The sequence below is a fragment of the Pseudomonas sp. GV105 genome (assembly GCF_003058185.1).
GTDB classification, from domain to species: domain Bacteria; phylum Pseudomonadota; class Gammaproteobacteria; order Pseudomonadales; family Pseudomonadaceae; genus Aquipseudomonas; species Aquipseudomonas veronii.
Map to the genome: position 1 here is coordinate 59,830 of NZ_QBUF01000010.1, position 17,059 is coordinate 76,888.

Below are 17,059 nucleotides of genomic sequence, written 5' to 3' on the forward strand. Positions count from 1 at the left end.
GGCCCATAAGACCGGGGGGCGGAATCGTTTATCCGACGAACGATGGCAATTCGATATAACAGCGGCGCATAACCATGAAATAATTATGACAAATGCGTCTTAGACGCTTGTATAAACGAACTACCTTGTCCTTTCCCTTTTCCTACGCCTGCTTCACTGGAGCTTTCATGAACACCGCCGCATTGCGCGAGCAGATTTCCCTTGCCCATCAACACGAAGCCAGCACCGGCCAACTGGCCCAGCAACTCGAGAAACAATTACCGCACCTGCATTCGGCCATTACCCTGGCGGAGGGTGATCGTAACCTCGTCATGACACGCTTTGTCACTGCCTACGTCGACCTCGTCCCAGACCTGCTGGACGCCGCCAACGACGTAGCCCGCGAGGCCGGTATCGAAAGCCAGGTCAAGCCGGTACTGAAGATTGCCGAGCAGTTTTTCCTGCAACCGCCAGCGATTCTGGCGGGCCATATCGGTCTCGACGGCCTGCTGGACGAGGCCTACCTGGCCCATCGCCTGGTCGAAGAGGTCAATGACCTGTATATCAAGCATTTCGGCCAACCGTTGATTCCAGCGGACACCACCGTGGCCAATCTGATTGCCCATCAACTGATCGGTGAAACCTTTGCCAACCAGTTGGACGAAGCCGTACACCATGCGGTAGATGAAATGCTCAGCGAAGACAGCTTTGCGCTGGAATCGGTCGAGGCCTACCGCGAGCAGCTCAAAAGCCTGGCAACGGAAGCAGCGTGGAAGCGCTGGCCGTGCCTGTCGCGCAAGTTGGGCATTGAGTTGGAACTGGATCAGCAGGCCTGAATCTTCGACCTGACGCTAAACACATGCGGGAGAGGGCAAGCCCCCTCCCGCATTTTTGATCCGGTTCCGTCAGTTGGTAAACGGTGCCGAACCGATCCCCGTCGTGGTCCGCACCCGACCTTCCAAGCGACGCTTCAACCCCCGCGCCTCGATCACCAGCTTCGCGCCCTTAGCCGCATTGGCCCGGCCCCACTCCTCCAGCAACTCCAGGCAAGAATGGTCGATGTAACTGAGGTTGTTCAGCGGTACATGCAGGGTGGTTCCCGCCGGCACCGTCGACAGCACGCGGGTTAATGCCGGCACTTTCAGAAAAGTCGCCGCGCCGCTCAAACGCAATTCCATTTCACCGTGGCCGGGCAAATCGATCAGGCTGATTTTCAGGCGCGAAGCCTTGAACGCCAGTTTCAGCAACGTCAGCCCGAAACCCACCAGCACGCCGGTCAGCAGGTCGGTAAAGACGATCGCCAGCGCCGTGGCCGCGTAGGTAAACATCGGCATCCGCCCGTAGCGGCCCAACGCGCGGAACGCCTTGACGTCCACCAACTTGATCCCGGTGTACACCAGCACGCCCGCCAGGCTCGCCACCGGAATGCTTTGCAGCACGCTCGACAGCAACAGCACGAACCCCAGCAGCCACACGCCATGGAACATCGCCGACAAGCGCGTGGTGGCGCCGGCCTGCACGTTGGCCGAGCTGCGCACGATCACACCCGTCATCGGCAAGGCGCCGACCAGGCCGCAGAGCATGTTGCCTACGCCTTGCGCGGACAATTCCTTATCGAAGTCAGAACGCTGACCACTGTGCATGCGGTCGACTGCGGCGGCCGAAAGCAGGGTTTCGGCACTGGCGATAAACGCCACGGCGAACGCGGCGATCAACAATTGGGGATCGGCCAGGTTCAGCAAGTCGCTGGGACGCAGCCAATCGATGGCGTCGGCGAGGTTTTCCGGCACCTCCACGCGCTTGACCTGCAACGCCAGTACCAGGCTGGCCAGCGTTGCCAGGCCCACACCCAACAAGGCGCCCGGCACAAACCGCAGCGGTTGCGGGCGGAACTTATCCCACAGGTACATCACCAACATGGTCGACAGCCCCAGCAAACCGGCCTGCCAGCCAAGGCCGCCGCCCAGGGTAGGCACCGCCGCTGCCAACGCGGCCGGGAAGCCCGCCAGGTTGTCCAGCCCTGATGGCTGGGGCGCACCGTCGAGCATCACATGGACCTGCGACAGCACAATCAGCACGCCGATCCCCGCCAGCATGCCGTAGACCACCGCCGGCGCCGTGACACGGAACCAGCAGCCCAGGCGCAAACGCCCGGCCAACAGCTGCAGCAAGCCGGCCAGCAGCAGGATCGGCCCGAGCATCGGCATGCCGTGCTGGCGCACCAGTTCGAACACCAACACCGCCAACCCCGCCGCCGGCCCGCTGACTTGCAACGGCGACCCCGCCATCCAGCCCACCACCAGGCCCCCGATGATCCCGGTGATCAGGCCCTTGGCCGGCGGCATGCCGGAAGCGATCGCGATCCCCATGCACAAGGGCAGGGCGACCAGAAACACTACCACGGAGGCCAGCAGCTCCCGAGGCAACACAGCTTTTAATTGAGCAGCACGCATGATGACTCTCCCGAGGCATTCGCCGGGCGCGGCAAAGCCTGGCTGCATCCATGGCAGCCACCGCTCTACCCGGCAGGGAAGTGTGTTAGAAGCGCGCTTTAGGCGTCGCGGAGGGGATTGGCTCGGTGCCGTTCAGCGGTCGAAACGCCGCCTTTTCCGCATCGTAGGCGCGGATTTCACTGGTCTCGATGTTGTAGATCCAGCCATGGATAAACAAATGACCATTGGCCATGCGCGAGGCCACGGACGGGTGGGTGCGCAAATGCTGCAACTGGGCGATGACGTTTTCTTCGGTCAGCATCTTCATGCTCTCGCCTTCATTGGCGCAGTCGCAGTTGTCGTGAACCATGGTCTTGGCGACTTCGGCGTGCCGCAGCCAGGCCTTGACCGTCGGCATCTTCTCCAGGCTCGCGGGGTTGAGCACCGCGCGCATCGCGCCGCAGTCGGAGTGCCCGCACACGATGATGTGCTGCACGCCCAGGGCAAGGACCGCGTATTCGATGGCCGTGGAAACGCCGCCGTTCATCTGCCCGTAGGGTGGCACCACGTTACCGACGTTACGGGTCACGAACAGGTCGCCGGGCGAGCTCTGGGTAATCAGCTCGGGCACGATGCGCGAGTCGGCGCAGGTGATGAACATCGCCCGAGGGTTCTGGGCCGTGGCGAGTTTCTTGAAGAGTTCTTCTTGCTGAGGGAAGACGTCGTGATGGAAATGCAAAAAGCCGTCAACGATGTGCTTTAGCGCTGCATCGGCGGACTCCGCCACTTGAGCGGCTGAAGCCGACGCAGCCAACGGCTGTTTATCCTTGTCACTCATGATTCATCCTCTTGATTAATGCAGGGGAGGGTTCAGGTCAATTCGACGCCGGGCCGATGGAATAGTTTTAGAACGCCGCAAAGCCGGGTGCCAACTCGTCAGTCACTCGCTGAACAAAGTAGCCGTCGAAACTTAACTCAAACTGAATCAACCGCTCTAGATCGCGGGTTTCAGTGATGTCAAAACGCGACCACCTCTACGATCACAGTGCGTATTTGCCCAATAGTCTACAACAACGCCATCTGCCTGCCCGGTGGGCAGAACGCCGTGCAATCCAGATTGAAGCCTTCCCGACGGTCGAGCCCAAGGCGCTTGATTGCCTTGCTGAAGCGCTGCGCCAGCAGGTCGGCAAACGGCCCCTCTCCGCGCATACGCACGCCGAAGCGACTGTCATACACGCCCCCACCCCGCACCTGGCGTACCAGGCTCATCACATGGGCCGCGCGCTGCGGGTAATGCGCCGCCAGCCACTCCTCGAACAGCGGCGCCACCTCCAGCGGCAGGCGCAGCATCATATACGCGGCACTTTGTGCACCGGCTGCATGGGCTTCGGTGAGCAGGCTCTCCAGCTCGCTGTCGTTGATCATCGGGATCATCGGCGAACACAGCACCCCCACCGGGATACCGGCCTCGCGCATCACCCGGATCGCCCGCAACCGCGCCTTGGGCGCCGCCGTGCGCGGCTCCAGGATGCGCTTGAGTTCGTCGTCGAGGCTGGTGAGGCTGATCATCACCGCCACCAGCCGCTGGCGCGCCAGTTCGGTGAGCAGGTCGAGATCGCGCAGGATCAGCGAGCCCTTGGTGATGATGGTCACCGGGTGCCGATAGCGCAGCAGCACTTCGAGGGTTTGCCGGGTGATCTTGTACTCGCGCTCGATCGGCTGGTACGGATCGGTGTTGGAACCCAGGTTGATCGGCGCACACACGTAGCCGGGCTTGGACAGCTGCTGTTCGAGCACGTCGGCGGCGTTGGTCTTGGCGATCAGCTTGGTTTCGAAATCCAGCCCCGGCGACAGGTCCCAATAGGCATGGCTGGGCCGCGCATAGCAGTAGATGCAGCCATGCTCACACCCGCGATAAGGATTGATCGAGCGATCGAACGGCAAGTCCGGCGAGTTGTTGCGCGTAATGATGGTCTTGGCCGTTTCGATACGCACTTCGGTGCCCTGGGTCGGCGGCACCTCCTGGTACCAGCCGTCGTCCTCGACCACGCTGACGGTGGGCGCGAAACGATTGTGCAGGTTGGTCGCCGTGCCCCGGCCACGGGGCGGCAGAGGTGCAGACATGAAAACGCCCCTATACTGTTTTTATATACAGTATAGGGGCGCAAGCTGGATGACCAGTGCCGTTTGGCGGTCAGTGCGGTTGCGTGACTTGCCCCAGGTCGTCGCCTGACGTCGTGTGCATGTCGTTCTTGCGCAGGTCGGCCACGTCACTGGCCTTCACCGCAGCACCTTTATTACCCCAGCTACCGCGCACAAAGCTGACGACATCCGCCACTTCCTGGTCCGACAGGCGCCAGGCAAACGCCGGCATGGTGAAGGTGGACGGCGCAGTGTGGGTGGCCGGCAAAGTGCCGCCGTTCAACACGATGTTGATCAGCGACGTGGCATCCGCCGTCTGCACCACCGGGTTGCCCGCCAGCGCCGGGAACACCCGCGTGTAGCCATGACCGTCGGTGCGATGGCAGGCGGCGCAGTTGTCGATATACACCGACGCGCCCGGCCGGCTGTCATCGCCTTTCCACAGCGCTTCGGCCACCTGCTTATCGTACTGGTGCGGCGGGTTTTGAGGGTCCATCGCCGGCAGGCTCTTGAGGTAGCGGGCGATCGCGGTCAGGTCGTCCTGGGACATGTACTGCATGCTGTGGACGACCACATCGCTCATGCCGCCGAACACCGCGCTGCGATCACTGCGGCCGGTCTTGAGGAATTGCACCAGTTGCTCTTCGCTCCAACTGCCGAGGCCGTCTTTGTGGTCGCCACGCAGGCTTTTCGCGATCCAACCTTCCAGCGGCGCACTGCCGGACAAAAAAGCGCTGCCGTCGGCCGCACTCAAGGCTTTTTCCTGCATGGTCAGCGCCCGCGGCGTATGGCACGCGCCACAGTGGCCGAGGCCCTCGACCAAGTAAGCGCCACGGCTGATCACCGGATCGGCGCCCGCCACTTCCGGGGTATCCGCCACGGGCGGGGCAAACATCCAGCGCCACGCCGCCAACGGCCAACGCATGCTCAAAGGCCAGGGAATGTCACTGGCCCGGTTTTCCTGGGCGACCGGTTCCACGCCCTTCATGAAGTACGCATACAGCGCCTGCATGTCGCTTTCACTGACGCGGGCGTAAGACGGATAGGGCATCGCTGGGTAAAGCGTACTGCCACTCTTGGCGACGCCATGGCGCACGGCCTTGTCGAAGTCCGCGAAGCTGTAGGCGCCCAGGCCGGTCTTGTCCGGGGTGATGTTGGTGGAATAGATCACGCCGATGGGGGTCTCCATCGGCAGGCCGCCGGCGAACGGCTTGCCGCCCTTGGCAGTGTGGCAGGCGACGCAGTCGCCGGCGCGGGCCAGGTATTCGCCTTGCTTGATCAGGTCGGCGTCGGCGGCGCTCACCGAGCAGTTGCCGAGCAACGCCAGGGACGCCGCGAAGGAGGCGATAACACGTGCTTTCATGGTCATCGTTCCTTATGCCTGAACCAGTGGGCCGGGATTTTTCAGGTACTGCTCGCGAATCGCTCGCGCCGACCAGTAGGTCAACGCCGCCACCAGGCCGGTAGGGTTGTAACCTAGACCTTGTGGGAAAGCGGACGCGCCGGGGACAAACACGTTGTGTACATCCCAGCACTGCAGGTAGCGGTTCAACGCACTGGTTTTCGGGTCGGTGCCCATGATCGCGCCGCCGTTGAGGTGGGTGGTCTGATAGGACGCGGTATTGAAATGCTCACCGACCTTCTTGCCCAGCACGGCAATGGCCTTGGGGTTCATCGCTTCGGCGATCTTGCCCATTTTCTCGACCATGAAGCGGTTCATCTTGATGTCGTTTTCCTGCCAGTCGAAGGTCATGCGCAGCAGCGGCAGGCCGTAGGCATCGTGGTACACCGGGTCCAGATCGAGGTAGTTACCGCGGTAGGATTGATGCGCGCCGTGGGCATCCATCGACACCTGATGGGTGTAGTAATCAGCGGTGGCACGCTTCCAGGCGCTGCCCCACGCCGGAGTACCGGGTGGGTTGGAGGTGCCGGCGATCGGCCGACTGCCGGCCTGGTTGACCCACATCGGCGAGCCCCCGACGAAGCCATGGGGCCCGTGGTCGAAGTTGTCGGCGTTGAAGTCATCGATGGCCACACCATTGCCGCCAGCACCGATAAAGTTGTTGGTGTGGGTGTCCTTGTCGAAGAAGGCCTTGATGGTCGCCATGTTCTGGTAGGCGAAGTTCTTGCCTACCACGCCTTCGCCGCTGATCGGGTCGTAGGGCTTGCCGATCCCCGACAGCAGCATCAAGCGCACGTTATGGAACTGGAACGCGCCGAGAATCACCAAATCGGCCGGCTGCTCGCATTCCCGCCCCTGGGCGTCGATATAGGTCACGCCGGTCGCCTTGCTCTTGGTGCTGTCGAGGTTGACCTTGAGTACGTGGGAATTCGGCCGCAGCTCGAAGTTCGGCACCTGGCGCAACGCTGGCAGGATGTTCACGTTCGGCGACGCCTTGGAGTACATGTAGCACACGTAGCCACTGCAAAAACCGCAGAAGTTGCACGGGCCCATCTGCGCGCCGTAGGGGTTGGTGTATGGCCCCGAGGTATTGGCTGATGGCAGGTTGTAGGGTTTGTAACCGACTGCCGTGGCTGCTTTCTGAAACAGCTGCGCCGACACCGTGTTCTTCTGCGCCTCCAACGGGAACGGGTTGGAACGATCCGGCGCATACGGGTTGCCGCCACGGCCTTCGCCGACCAACTGACCGTTGACGGTCCAGGCCTGGCCGGAGGTGCCGAAGACTTTTTCGGCGTAGTCGAAAAACGGCTCCAGCTCTTCATAGCTGACGCCGAAGTCCTGGATAGTCATGTCCTTGGGAATGAAATGTTTGCCGTAGCGCTCTTCGTAGTGGCTGCGCATGCGCAACTCGATAGGGTCGACGCGAAAATGCACACCCGACCAGTGCAGCCCCGCACCGCCGACGCCGTTGCCCGGCAAAAAGGCGCCGAGCTGACGGTTGGGCAGGGCGACGTCATTCACGCTATGGCGAATTGTCACCGTCTCCTTGGAGATGTCCTGGAAGAGTTTTTTACGCACGCTGTAGGTCAATTCGTCGATGACCTGGGGATAGTTGCCGTCCGGGTAAGTGTCCTGCATCGGGCCGCGCTCTAGCGCTACCACGTTGAGGCCCGCTTCCGTCAGTTCCTTGGCCATGATCGCGCCAGTCCAGCCGAAGCCGACGATCACCGCATCCACTTTTTTCATGATGGTCGCCACGTTTATGCCCTCTCGCCGCGAATGGAAACCGCCGGGAAGGGGTATTGCTCGTTGCGCTCCACCCAATCCATGAAGTCGGCGCGGGCGCCGGGGAAGCCGATCATGGTCCAGCCGACCAGGCCTTTATTGCCGCCGTGGATCGGATCGCAGAAGAAGCCTTCCTTGGTGTTTTGCAGCAGCAAATTGAAGAACATCTTCGGCGGCACCGCGTCGAAATGGGCACTCACCTCACTACCGCCAGCCTCCAGGCGGCGCAGCATGTCATCCTGGGTAGCGCTGTCTTGCGCAGCAAAAGCCTTGCCGTTGAACGCTTTCGACCAGGCATCCGTCGCGGCAATGCCCAGGCGATAGATGACCTTGGGTACCAACTTGCTCTGCCAGCCCATTTCCGGCGCGGCGTCGGCGTTGAACGGACCTTGCATGAACCACAGCGCGCCACTGGCGTAGGGCGTGTTCATCTGGCGGTCGATGTATTCCGCCGCACCGGCTTCCAGGGCGCCAGGGCCTTGGGCATCGGCGGGGATCAGGCGCGCCACGGCGGCGTTGATGAATGCCCATTCTTCGGCGCTGAAATAGCTCGGCTCATACGCCTTGTCGCTGACCGGCGGCGGAGCGGGGCTGGCTTGGGCCGGTGCGGGCGCGGCCATCAGCATCGAACCGCCAAGGCCGGTGCTGGCAACCGTGACCACCGGGATCAAGGTCAAGGATTTGCGCAAAAAGTCACGCCGGGGGTTGTCTTGATCTTGATCAGACATGGGTGTACCTCATCATGTGGTCACGGGTTTATCAGCCGCTTCTAGGAGCAGCTTGTGGTTTGGCAGCAGCAAGGTGGACCCCACCGATCCAAGCAGATAGAACGTAGCGGCAATCAATAGTTACAAATGATAGCAGGCTAAGTATAAAGAGAATCGATTCAGCGTCAAAACTGCACCATCGACGGTGATTCACATTTCTTTGACGCGCCCCTCACACCCCATTGACCGCGCCTGGCCGACTCTTGGCATCACCCGCCAACCCCCTATCGGTTACGTCGCCCATGTTCAATCATCAATGGCTACCGGCCCTCGGCCTTGCGTTCCTGGCACTGTTCACCAGCGCTCACACCTGGGCGGACGACAGCACATCCCTGCGTTCCCCCGAATGGGCGCAGCCGGTCGGCAATCAATACAACCTGCACCAGATGACGCCCACCCTCTACCGCAGCGCGCTGCCGGACAGCAATGCCGTGCCCCTGCTGGAAAAGCTCAAGGTCGGCACGGTGATCAACTTTCTGCCGGAGTCCGACGACAGCTGGCTAAAAAATTCTGATATCCGACAGATCCAGCTGATTTATCGCACAAATCATGTCGATGACGCTGACGTGCTGGCCGCACTGAGGGCGATCCGCGACTCCGAAGCCAACGGTGCAGTATTGATGCACTGCAAGCATGGCTCAGACCGCACCGGCCTGATGGCGGCGATGTATCGCGTGGTGGTTCAGGGGTGGAGCAAGGAAGAGGCGTTGAACGAAATGACCTTGGGCGGCTTCGGCAGCAGCAAGGGCTTCAAGGACGGCGTTCGCTACATGATGAAGGCCGATATCGACAAGTTGCGCACAGCCTTGGCCAATGGCGATTGCAGCACCAGCGCGTTTGCCCTGTGCTCGGTGAAAAGCTGGTTCAACACAGCCGGCAACAGCCATGTCGAACCTCAGAAAAGCACGCTGACGCTGACAACCCCCTGACAGGGTCTCAGTCTTTCTTCAGCTTGGGATTAGGAAAAAACTGCACCGACTGCACCGTCGGGTCCGGCGCTTTGAGCGCCGAGGTGTTGACCCGCGTGCCCAATTCCTTGGGCACTGACAAACCTTGATCATTCAAGGTGTCGGTATAGCCGCAGGCCACGCATTCGCGATGCGGCACGCTGTCCTCGGTCCACATCTTCAACTTGTCCGGCTCGCTGCACGCCGGGCAGACAGCCCCGGCGATGAATTGCTTTTTGGTAATCACTGGTACGTCACTCATGCTGCTGCGTCCTCACTCAGGCCGCTGTGGCGCAAGAGTGCGTCAATCGACGGCGCACGCCCGCGGAAATCGACAAACAACACCATCGGCGCCTGGGAACCGCCACGGGCCAGGATCGCCTCGCGGAAAGCACGTCCGGTTTCGGCATTGAGCACGCCGTCTTCTTCGAACTTGGAGAACGCATCGGCCGACAGCACTTCAGCCCACTTGTAGCTGTAGTAACCCGCGGCGTAACCACCGGCGAAGATATGCGCGAAGCTGTTGGGGAAGCGGTTATAGGCCGGCGGACGCATCACCGACACCTCGTCGCGCACGCTTTCGAGTACCTGCGCCACACTGCGGCCATCGCCATGGGTGGCATGCAATTCAAAGTCGAACAGCGAGAACTCCAACTGGCGCACCATCATCAGGCCGGACTGGAAGTTCTTCGCCGCGAGCATTTTTTCCAGCAGGTCCTGGGGCAGCGGCTCGCCGGTTTCATAATGGCCGGAGATCAGCGCCAGGCCTTCCGGCTCCCAGCACCAGTTCTCCATGAACTGGCTCGGCAATTCCACCGCATCCCAGGCCACGCCGTTGATGCCGGACACGCCGGCATGCTCGACACGGGTCAGCAGGTGATGCAGGCCGTGGCCGAATTCGTGGAACAGCGTCGTCACTTCGTCGTGGGTCAGCAGGGCAGGCTTGCCGCTGTCGGCCGGGGTGAAGTTGCACACCAGGTTGGCCACCGGGCTTTGCAGCACGCCGTCGATGGTGCGGCGACGGTCGCGGGCGCCGTCCATCCAGGCGCCGCCACGCTTGTTGGCGCGGGCGTACAGGTCGAAGAAGAAGCGGCCGACGTGCTGGCCGTTTTCCTTGATTTCGAACAGGCGCACGTCTGGGTGCCAGGTGTCGAAGCCCTTCTGCTCGGCGATCTCGATGCCATACAGACGCTGCACGATGGCGAACAGGCCACCAAGCACCTTGTCGATCGGGAAGTAGGCGCGCAAGGCTTCCTGGGACACGCTGTAGCGCTGCTCACGCAGTTTTTCACCGTAGAAACCGCTGTCCCAGCTTTGCAGGTCGGCGCAGCCTTGTTCGGCGGCGTAGGCTTTGAGCTGCTGCAGGTCCTGGGCGGCAAACGGCTTGCTGCGCTTGGCCAGGTCGCGCAGGAAGCTCAACACCTGGTCGCTGGAGTCGGCCATTTTCGTGGCCAGGCTCAATTCCGAGAAGGACGCATAGCCCAGCAGTTGGGCGAGTTCCTGACGCAGGTCGAGGATCTGTTCCATGACCGGGCCGTTATCGTTCTGACCGGCATTCGGGCCTTGGTCCGACGCTCGGGTGCAATAGGCTGCGTAGATTTCTTCGCGCAGGGCGCGGTCCTGGGCGTAGGTCATCACCGCGTAGTAGCTGGGGAATTCCAGGGTGATCAGCCAACCGTCGAGGCCTTTGGCCTGGGCCGCGGCGGCCATTTGCGCCTTGGCCGAGTCGGTCAGGCCGGCGAGGGTGGCTTCATCGGTGACGTGTTTGGTCCAGGCCTGGGTCGCGTCCAGCAACTGGTTGGAGAACTTGCTGCCCAGTTCGGAAAACTTGCTTTGCACTTCGGCGTAGCGTTTTTGCTGTTCGGGCGGCAGGTCGATACCCGACAGGCGGAAATCGCGCAGCGAGTGTTCCAGGATGGTTTTTTGCGCCACGTCGAAACCGCCGGCTTCCGGGCTGCTGGCCAGGGCTTCGAAGGCCTGGAACAGTTCGCGGTTCTGGCCCATCTCGGTGGAATAGGCGCTCAACGCCGGCAGACATGCCTCGTAGGCTTCGCGCAGTTCGGCACTGTTGCACACGGCATTGAGGTGGCTGACCGGGCTCCAGGCGGCACCCAGGCGATCATTCAGCTCATCCATGGCGAGGACCAGGCCGGCCCACGTCGGATTTTTCCCCTGGCTTTGCAGGATGCCTTCGATGGCAAGCCGGTTGTCGGCGAGGATCTGTTCGATGGCCGGCTGAACGTGCTCGGCACGGATCGCCGAGAACGGCGGCAGGTCGTAGGGCTGCAGAAGAGGGTTGTTCGCGCTCACGGTTGGCACCTTGGCTGAAGAAACATGTAAGAACAAAGATGGGGCCATCTTAATTACAATCAACGTCCACCGCAGCTATCAGCAGAAGAGAGAGAGGCTATCGTGACCCTTCGCACCTATCAGAACCACACGCCAACCCTGGGCGCCGGGGCTTTTGTCGATATTTCGGCGGTGGTGATCGGCGATGTCGAAATCGGCGACGACAGCTCGGTTTGGCCGCTGACGGTGATCCGCGGCGACATGCACCGCATCCGCATCGGCGCGCGCACCAGCGTGCAGGACGGTTGCGTGCTGCACATTACCCACGCCGGGCCGTTCAATCCCGATGGTTTTGCGCTGCTGATCGGCGACGACGTGACCATCGCCCACAAAGTCATGCTGCACGGCTGCACCGTCGGCAATCGCATCCTGATCGGCATGGGCAGCATCGTGATGGACGGCGCCGTGGTCGAAGACGACGTGATCATCGGCGCCGGCAGCCTGGTGCCGCCGGGCAAGAGACTTGAAAGCGGCTTCTTGTACGTCGGCAGCCCGGTTAAACAGATCCGCGAACTGACTGACAAGGAACGTGCGTTTTTCACCTACAGCGCAGCGAACTACGTGAAGCTCAAAGACCTGCACCTGGCCGAGGGATTCGATCAATGACTCTGCACCATCAAACCGTACTGTTCGATCTGGACGGCACCCTGACCGACCCGCGCGAGGGCATTACCCGTTCGATCCAGTACGCGCTGGGCAAACTCGGTATCGATGAGCCGGACATCACCCAACTGGAACATTTCATCGGCCCCCCGTTGCTGCAAGCCTTCATGCAGTTCTACGATTTCGACGAAGCCAAGGCCTGGGAAGCGGTGAATTTCTACCGTGAACGCTTCAAAGTCACCGGTTTGTATGAAAACCGCGTGTTCGACGGGGTGATGCCGCTGCTCGAAGCCCTCAACAGCCAGGGGCGCCAGCTGTACGTGGCCACCTCCAAGCCGTGGGAATTTGCCCGCGAGATCGCCCGTCATTTCGATTTTGCCAAGCACTTCAAGGTGATCTACGGCAGCGAACTGGACGGCACGCGCACCAACAAGGTCGAGCTGATCGCCCACTTGATGCGCGAAGAACGCCTGGACCCGGCCACCACCTTGATGATCGGCGACCGCAAGCATGACTTGATCGGGGCGCGCAGCAATGGGCTGGATTCGGCGGCGGTCGGGTATGGGTTCGGCAGTTTCGAAGAGCTGAGTGCCGAAGCGCCGACCTGGCATTTCGAGACGTTGGCGCAGATGCATCAGGCGTTTTTGCAGCGGCCTTGAGGGCGCTATCGGGAGCAAGCTCCCTCCCACATTTTGATCCGTGTACGCAGGCCAAATGTGGGAGGGGGCCTGCTCCCGATGAGGCCCTACCGGCCAACACCTTCCAACTGCCTCAACGCCGCCTTACGCTGTGCCACCGGCAGTTGGCCCATCCGCTCCACTGCCGCATAGAACTTCAGCCAATCCCCGCCTTCCTGCCGGAACAACGCCGCAAACGCCGGCACCCACTGGTCATACAGCCCAAACGGTAAAAGCCGCGCATTGTTCATCGGCAGGTTCATCCAGGCGTCATAACGCTTGTCGCCGCCCCACTGACTGTCCCGCACCCGCCGGTAGTCGCTGCGCAAACGCTCGAATTCAGCCGCCTTGGCCCGCCGCATCGCATCGGCCGCCAAGGGCTGGGCGTAGAGTGTTTCCAGACGTTTGCGAGTATCGAGGAGCAACTGGGTAAATTGGTCACGCTGCTGCAGCGCCGCGCTGCCGATCGGCGCCAGGCCACGGGCGGCGCGCCATTGGCGCGTGCCTTCCTGCTCGACGAAGGTGGCAAAGGACTCGTTGAACTCGGTGTCGTCCTTCACGTAAAAGCGTTGGTGCGCCAGCTCGTGAAAAATCAACGTGGCCAGCCGCTCGTCGCCCCAGCCCAGCATCGAACTCATGATCGGGTCATTGAACCAACCCAAGGTGGAATAGGCCTCGACGCCGCCAATCGACACGTCCATGCCTTGTTGCTTGAGCAACGCCGCCTCACCCCGCGCCGCGCCCTGGCTGTAATAACCGCGATAGGCGACACAGCCAGCGATGGGAAAGCAGTGATTTTGCGCCGACAAGGAAAATTCCTGCGTGGCAAAAACATTCCAGACCACATAAGGCCGGCCAATATCGGCGTACAGCCGGTAACTCTGATTGTCAGGCAGGTGCAACTGCTCGCTGGCGAACGTGCGCGCCTTTTGCGATTGCACCAAGTGCTCACGTAACTGTTGCGGCCGCGCCGGGTCGGCAATCACCTTGGCCACCGGCTCCCGAGCCTGCAGCAACTGCCACTGGCCGCTGGCCAATTGGCCGTAGTAATCGACGCTGGAACAACCGCTGAGCAGCACCCACCACAACCCTGGAAGAAAACGCCTGATCATGCCGCGACTGCTCCTGGGTAATTGGCTCGCCAGCCTATCGTGACTGCCCGGCGTTTTTCCATGGCGTAGCGCGTTTATACTCAAGGCTCTCCTTGTGTTGAGTGCCCGCCATGCGCCAGCTAGTGCTTTCCATCGCCGCCCTGTTGCTCAGCGCCTGTGCTTTACCACCCATCCCGCCGATGGACGCGCAACAGGCCTGGGTCGATTTCGCCACCCCGACACCCGGGGCCAAGCTGGTGATGGCCCAACGTCTGGATGGGAAAAACCTCAACGACGGGCGCTTCTTCCAGGTCCCGCCGGGCAGTCACGAGTTGATGGTGCGGTTTGATTTCGAAGTGCCGACCGGCGGCAGCTTTGGCGGGTTGTCGCAGACCCAGGACCGGACCTGTTTCATGACCTTGCAGTACGACCACTTCGAGGCAGGCCAGCGTTATCGCCTGGAGGGGCGCTCGTTGTCCTACACACCGAATATCCGGCTGTACAACGCCGCGCGTCAGTTATTGGCGCAGGAGCGCAGCGTGAACTGCATCTGATCAGTCATTGTTCTTCTGGTAGATGATTGCCTTGGTACCGTTCTCACACGTGCCTACGACCATGGCGACATCGTGCTTGTCGGCTTCTTCCTTGCTGACGATTTCCAGGGTGTAGGACGGAATCGCCTTGGCCTGGATCTTCACTTCGATCTCTTTCCTGAGTTCTTCGCAGTCTTTGGGCGCGGCCACAGCCGATGTGGCCAATACACCGCAGATGATCGCCAAGACAAAACGTTTCATGTGTGAAGCTCCCTGAATGCACGCGCACGAATGTGCGCCTATGGCTGCATAGGCTATAGGACCACATCGGGGAAACACGAGTTCTGATTTAACGCACAACTGAATGTGGGAGGGAGCAAGCCCCCTCTCACCTAAGGCTGTGTCAGTCGACGAGGGTGGCGTCCAGGCTGATTTTCGCGTTCAGCACCTTGGACACCGGGCACCCTTCCTTGGCCTTTTTGCTCAGCTCATCGAACTGCGCCTGGCTCGCGCCGGGAATCTTGGCGTTGAGGATCAGGTGTACAGCGGTGATCGCAAAACCACCGTCGACCTGGTCCAGGGTCACTTCGGCCTGGGTGTCGATGCTGTCAGCCTTGAGCCCGGCGTCGCCGAGAATCATGGAAAACGCCATGGAGAAACAGCCAGCGTGGGCCGCACCGATCAACTCTTCAGGGTTGGTGCCCTTGCCGCCCTCGAAACGGGCCTTGAAGCCGTAGGGCGCTTCGCGCAGCACGCCGGTTTCCGTGGAGATGGAACCCAGGCCTGTCTTCAGATCACCTTCCCAATGCGCGGATGCTTTTTTAACGATACTCATAGCAGTCTCCTCAAACGATGGTTTTGCGTCAGTAAGGGTTCTGAGGATAGATGCTTTGGCAAAGTTCACTTGTAAGAGAAACCTAGCAACAAAGTAGGAAATTTCGCACGACCTATTGAATCTCGGGTATATGCCCTCATTGCATAGAACATGCACATGAAGCGGCAGGTTTTGGTTCGTCTAAGAAACCTGCGCCCTTATTGGAGAAGCAGGCTTATGAAATCGCTGTCCGACGTGAAGTTCTCGACCCTCGACCTGGTGCCCGTGCGGGCCAACGGCAGCGCCGCGCAGTCGTTGCGCAATTCCCTGGACCTGGCCCAGCATGTGGAAAAGTTTGGCTACAACCGCTTCTGGGTGGCGGAACACCACAACATGGACGGCATCGCCAGCTCGGCCACCTCGGTATTGCTCGGTTACCTGGCCGGCGGCACTTCGACCATCCGCGTCGGCTCCGGCGGCGTGATGCTGCCCAACCATGCACCGCTGGTGATCGCCGAACAATTCGGCACCCTGGAAAGCCTGTACCCCGGCCGGATCGACCTGGGCCTGGGCCGTGCGCCCGGTTCCGACCAGATGACCGCCCGCGCCCTGCGCCGTGAGCGCTCCGGCAGCGCCGACGACTTCCCCGAAGACGTGGCCGAATTGATGGCCTACCTCGGCCCGCGCACGCCCGACCAGCGGGTGATCGCGGTTCCCGGCACCGGCACCAACGTCCCGGTGTGGCTGCTCGGGTCCAGCCTGTTCAGCGCACAGTTGGCGGGGGAGCGCGGCTTGCCCTACGCCTTTGCCTCGCATTTCGCACCGCGCTTGATGCATGAGGCGATTCGCGTGTACCGCAATCACTTCAAGCCTTCGGCCGTTCTGGACAAGCCTTACGTAATGCTCGGCCTTCCGTTGGTCGCGGCGGATACCGACGAACAGGCCGATTACCTGGCCACTTCCGTCTACCAACGCATCCTGGCGCTGATGCGCGGGCAGAGCCTGGTGCAGCGTCCGCCGGTGGAAAGCATGGACGGCCTGTGGCTGCCCCATGAAAAAGACGCGGTGGGCAGCTTCCTCGGCCTGGCGATGGTCGGCAGCCCGGCGAAGATCCGCGCCAAACTGGAAGTACTGGTCGAACAGACCGGCGCCGACGAGCTGATCTTTACCTGCGACCTGTACGAACACGCCGACCGGATTCATTCCTACGAACTGCTCGCGCAGTTGATGAAGGGCTAAATCTGGCAGGCGAAAAAAAACCGACGCGCGCGCGTCGGTTTTTTATGTCTGCAACGCGCGATTAACCGCGCTTGTAGACGATTTCCTTGGTGCCGCCTTCACAGGTGCCAACCACCTTGCCGTCAGCCGCAGCGCCTTTAGCCACCACTTCCAGCGAATAACCCGAAGCACCCTTGGCGTCGATTTTCGCGGCAATTTCGCTTTTCAGCTCTTCACACGGCTTGCCCGCCGCCAGCACGGTGCCCGCCATGCTCAACAAACCTACTGCTAACAAGAACTTCTTCATCCGTCACTTCCCT

18 protein-coding genes are annotated in these 17,059 nt (G+C 61.3%); 6 read left to right on the forward strand and 12 right to left on the reverse strand.

The features are described 5' to 3' along the window. The first annotated feature begins 167 nt into the window (after positions 1 to 167). A complete protein-coding gene (locus tag C8K66_RS20060; RefSeq protein ID WP_057004942.1) occupies positions 168 to 815 on the forward strand; it encodes a hypothetical protein in 648 nt (215 codons plus the stop codon). Positions 816 to 884: 69 nt separating this feature from the next. Here C8K66_RS20060 and C8K66_RS20065 read toward each other — a convergent pair whose 3' ends face one another. The 6 genes from C8K66_RS20065 to C8K66_RS20090 all read right to left on the reverse strand — a co-directional run bounded on the left by C8K66_RS20065 (position 885) and on the right by C8K66_RS20090 (position 8,468). Then, the gene (locus C8K66_RS20065) at positions 885 to 2,432 is read right to left on the reverse strand and encodes a SulP family inorganic anion transporter (protein WP_057004941.1); all 1,548 of its coding nucleotides are present in this window, start codon (positions 2,430 to 2,432) and stop codon (positions 885 to 887) included. A gap of 85 nt (positions 2,433 to 2,517) precedes the next feature. Continuing rightward, entirely contained in the window at positions 2,518 to 3,249 is a 732-nt protein-coding gene (locus C8K66_RS20070) for a carbonic anhydrase (protein ID WP_017849002.1), read from the reverse strand. 227 nt (positions 3,250 to 3,476) lie between these two features. Continuing rightward, positions 3,477 to 4,535, reverse strand: coding sequence for a PA0069 family radical SAM protein (locus C8K66_RS20075; RefSeq protein ID WP_017849001.1), 1,059 nt, complete (start codon positions 4,533 to 4,535; stop codon positions 3,477 to 3,479). Positions 4,536 to 4,605: 70 nt separating this feature from the next. Continuing rightward, positions 4,606 to 5,916, reverse strand: a complete 1,311-nt coding sequence (locus C8K66_RS20080) for a cytochrome c (protein WP_046381545.1) — start codon at positions 5,914 to 5,916, stop codon at positions 4,606 to 4,608. Positions 5,917 to 5,928: 12 nt separating this feature from the next. Continuing rightward, positions 5,929 to 7,713, reverse strand: coding sequence for a GMC family oxidoreductase (locus C8K66_RS20085; RefSeq protein ID WP_026140283.1), 1,785 nt, complete (start codon positions 7,711 to 7,713; stop codon positions 5,929 to 5,931). Between the two features lie 2 nt (positions 7,714 to 7,715). Further along, entirely contained in the window at positions 7,716 to 8,468 is a 753-nt protein-coding gene (locus C8K66_RS20090; protein WP_046381546.1) for a gluconate 2-dehydrogenase subunit 3 family protein, read from the reverse strand. A gap of 281 nt (positions 8,469 to 8,749) precedes the next feature. Between C8K66_RS20090 and C8K66_RS20095 the strand changes: the two genes are divergently transcribed. Next, a complete protein-coding gene (locus tag C8K66_RS20095; protein ID WP_046381547.1) occupies positions 8,750 to 9,436 on the forward strand; it encodes a tyrosine-protein phosphatase in 687 nt (228 codons plus the stop codon). A 7-nt stretch (positions 9,437 to 9,443) separates the two neighbouring features. Here C8K66_RS20095 and C8K66_RS20100 read toward each other — a convergent pair whose 3' ends face one another. Both C8K66_RS20100 and prlC read right to left on the reverse strand, forming a co-directional pair. Beyond that, positions 9,444 to 9,716 carry a YheV family putative zinc ribbon protein gene (locus C8K66_RS20100; RefSeq protein ID WP_046381548.1) on the reverse strand — a complete coding sequence of 91 codons (273 nt, stop codon included), beginning with the start codon at positions 9,714 to 9,716 and terminating at the stop codon, positions 9,444 to 9,446. Next, positions 9,713 to 11,764, reverse strand: a complete 2,052-nt coding sequence (gene prlC, locus C8K66_RS20105; protein WP_108525752.1) for an oligopeptidase A — start codon at positions 11,762 to 11,764, stop codon at positions 9,713 to 9,715. The genes C8K66_RS20100 and prlC overlap by 4 nt, the downstream gene beginning before the upstream one ends. A 102-nt stretch (positions 11,765 to 11,866) precedes the next feature. Here prlC and C8K66_RS20110 point away from each other — a divergent pair, with 102 nt between their 5' ends. Together C8K66_RS20110 and C8K66_RS20115 are read left to right on the forward strand one after the other, a co-directional pair. Next, on the forward strand, positions 11,867 to 12,409 hold the full coding sequence (locus C8K66_RS20110; RefSeq protein WP_017848994.1) for a gamma carbonic anhydrase family protein: 543 nt from the start codon (positions 11,867 to 11,869) through the stop codon (positions 12,407 to 12,409). Then, positions 12,406 to 13,065 carry an HAD family hydrolase gene (locus tag C8K66_RS20115; protein WP_079442550.1) on the forward strand — a complete coding sequence of 220 codons (660 nt, stop codon included), beginning with the start codon at positions 12,406 to 12,408 and terminating at the stop codon, positions 13,063 to 13,065. The genes C8K66_RS20110 and C8K66_RS20115 overlap by 4 nt, the downstream gene beginning before the upstream one ends. Before the next feature lie 86 nt (positions 13,066 to 13,151). Here the strand turns inward: C8K66_RS20115 and C8K66_RS20120 are convergent, their stop codons facing one another. After that, positions 13,152 to 14,195: an aminopeptidase gene (locus tag C8K66_RS20120; protein WP_057004936.1), complete on the reverse strand. Its 1,044-nt coding sequence runs from the start codon at positions 14,193 to 14,195 to the stop codon at positions 13,152 to 13,154. A 110-nt stretch (positions 14,196 to 14,305) separates the two neighbouring features. Here C8K66_RS20120 and C8K66_RS20125 point away from each other — a divergent pair, with 110 nt between their 5' ends. After that, entirely contained in the window at positions 14,306 to 14,728 is a 423-nt protein-coding gene (locus tag C8K66_RS20125; RefSeq protein WP_108525754.1) for a hypothetical protein, read from the forward strand. On the opposite strand, the gene C8K66_RS20130 is transcribed toward C8K66_RS20125, so the two are convergent. Together C8K66_RS20130 and C8K66_RS20135 are read right to left on the reverse strand one after the other, a co-directional pair. Next, entirely contained in the window at positions 14,729 to 14,968 is a 240-nt protein-coding gene (locus C8K66_RS20130) for a DUF1161 domain-containing protein (RefSeq protein ID WP_017848990.1), read from the reverse strand. It abuts the gene before it with no gap. Between the two features lie 142 nt (positions 14,969 to 15,110). Further along, positions 15,111 to 15,542 (reverse strand): OsmC family protein, encoded by a 432-nt coding sequence (locus tag C8K66_RS20135; RefSeq protein ID WP_017848989.1) that lies wholly within the window; start codon positions 15,540 to 15,542, stop codon positions 15,111 to 15,113. A 216-nt stretch (positions 15,543 to 15,758) separates the two neighbouring features. On the opposite strand from C8K66_RS20135, the gene C8K66_RS20140 reads away from it, so the two are divergent. Beyond that, positions 15,759 to 16,760 carry an LLM class flavin-dependent oxidoreductase gene (locus C8K66_RS20140; protein ID WP_017848988.1) on the forward strand — a complete coding sequence of 334 codons (1,002 nt, stop codon included), beginning with the start codon at positions 15,759 to 15,761 and terminating at the stop codon, positions 16,758 to 16,760. A gap of 61 nt (positions 16,761 to 16,821) precedes the next feature. Here the strand turns inward: C8K66_RS20140 and C8K66_RS20145 are convergent, their stop codons facing one another. Beyond that, positions 16,822 to 17,046 carry a DUF1161 domain-containing protein gene (locus tag C8K66_RS20145; RefSeq protein ID WP_017848987.1) on the reverse strand — a complete coding sequence of 75 codons (225 nt, stop codon included), beginning with the start codon at positions 17,044 to 17,046 and terminating at the stop codon, positions 16,822 to 16,824. Between the last annotated feature and the right edge of the window lie 13 nt (positions 17,047 to 17,059).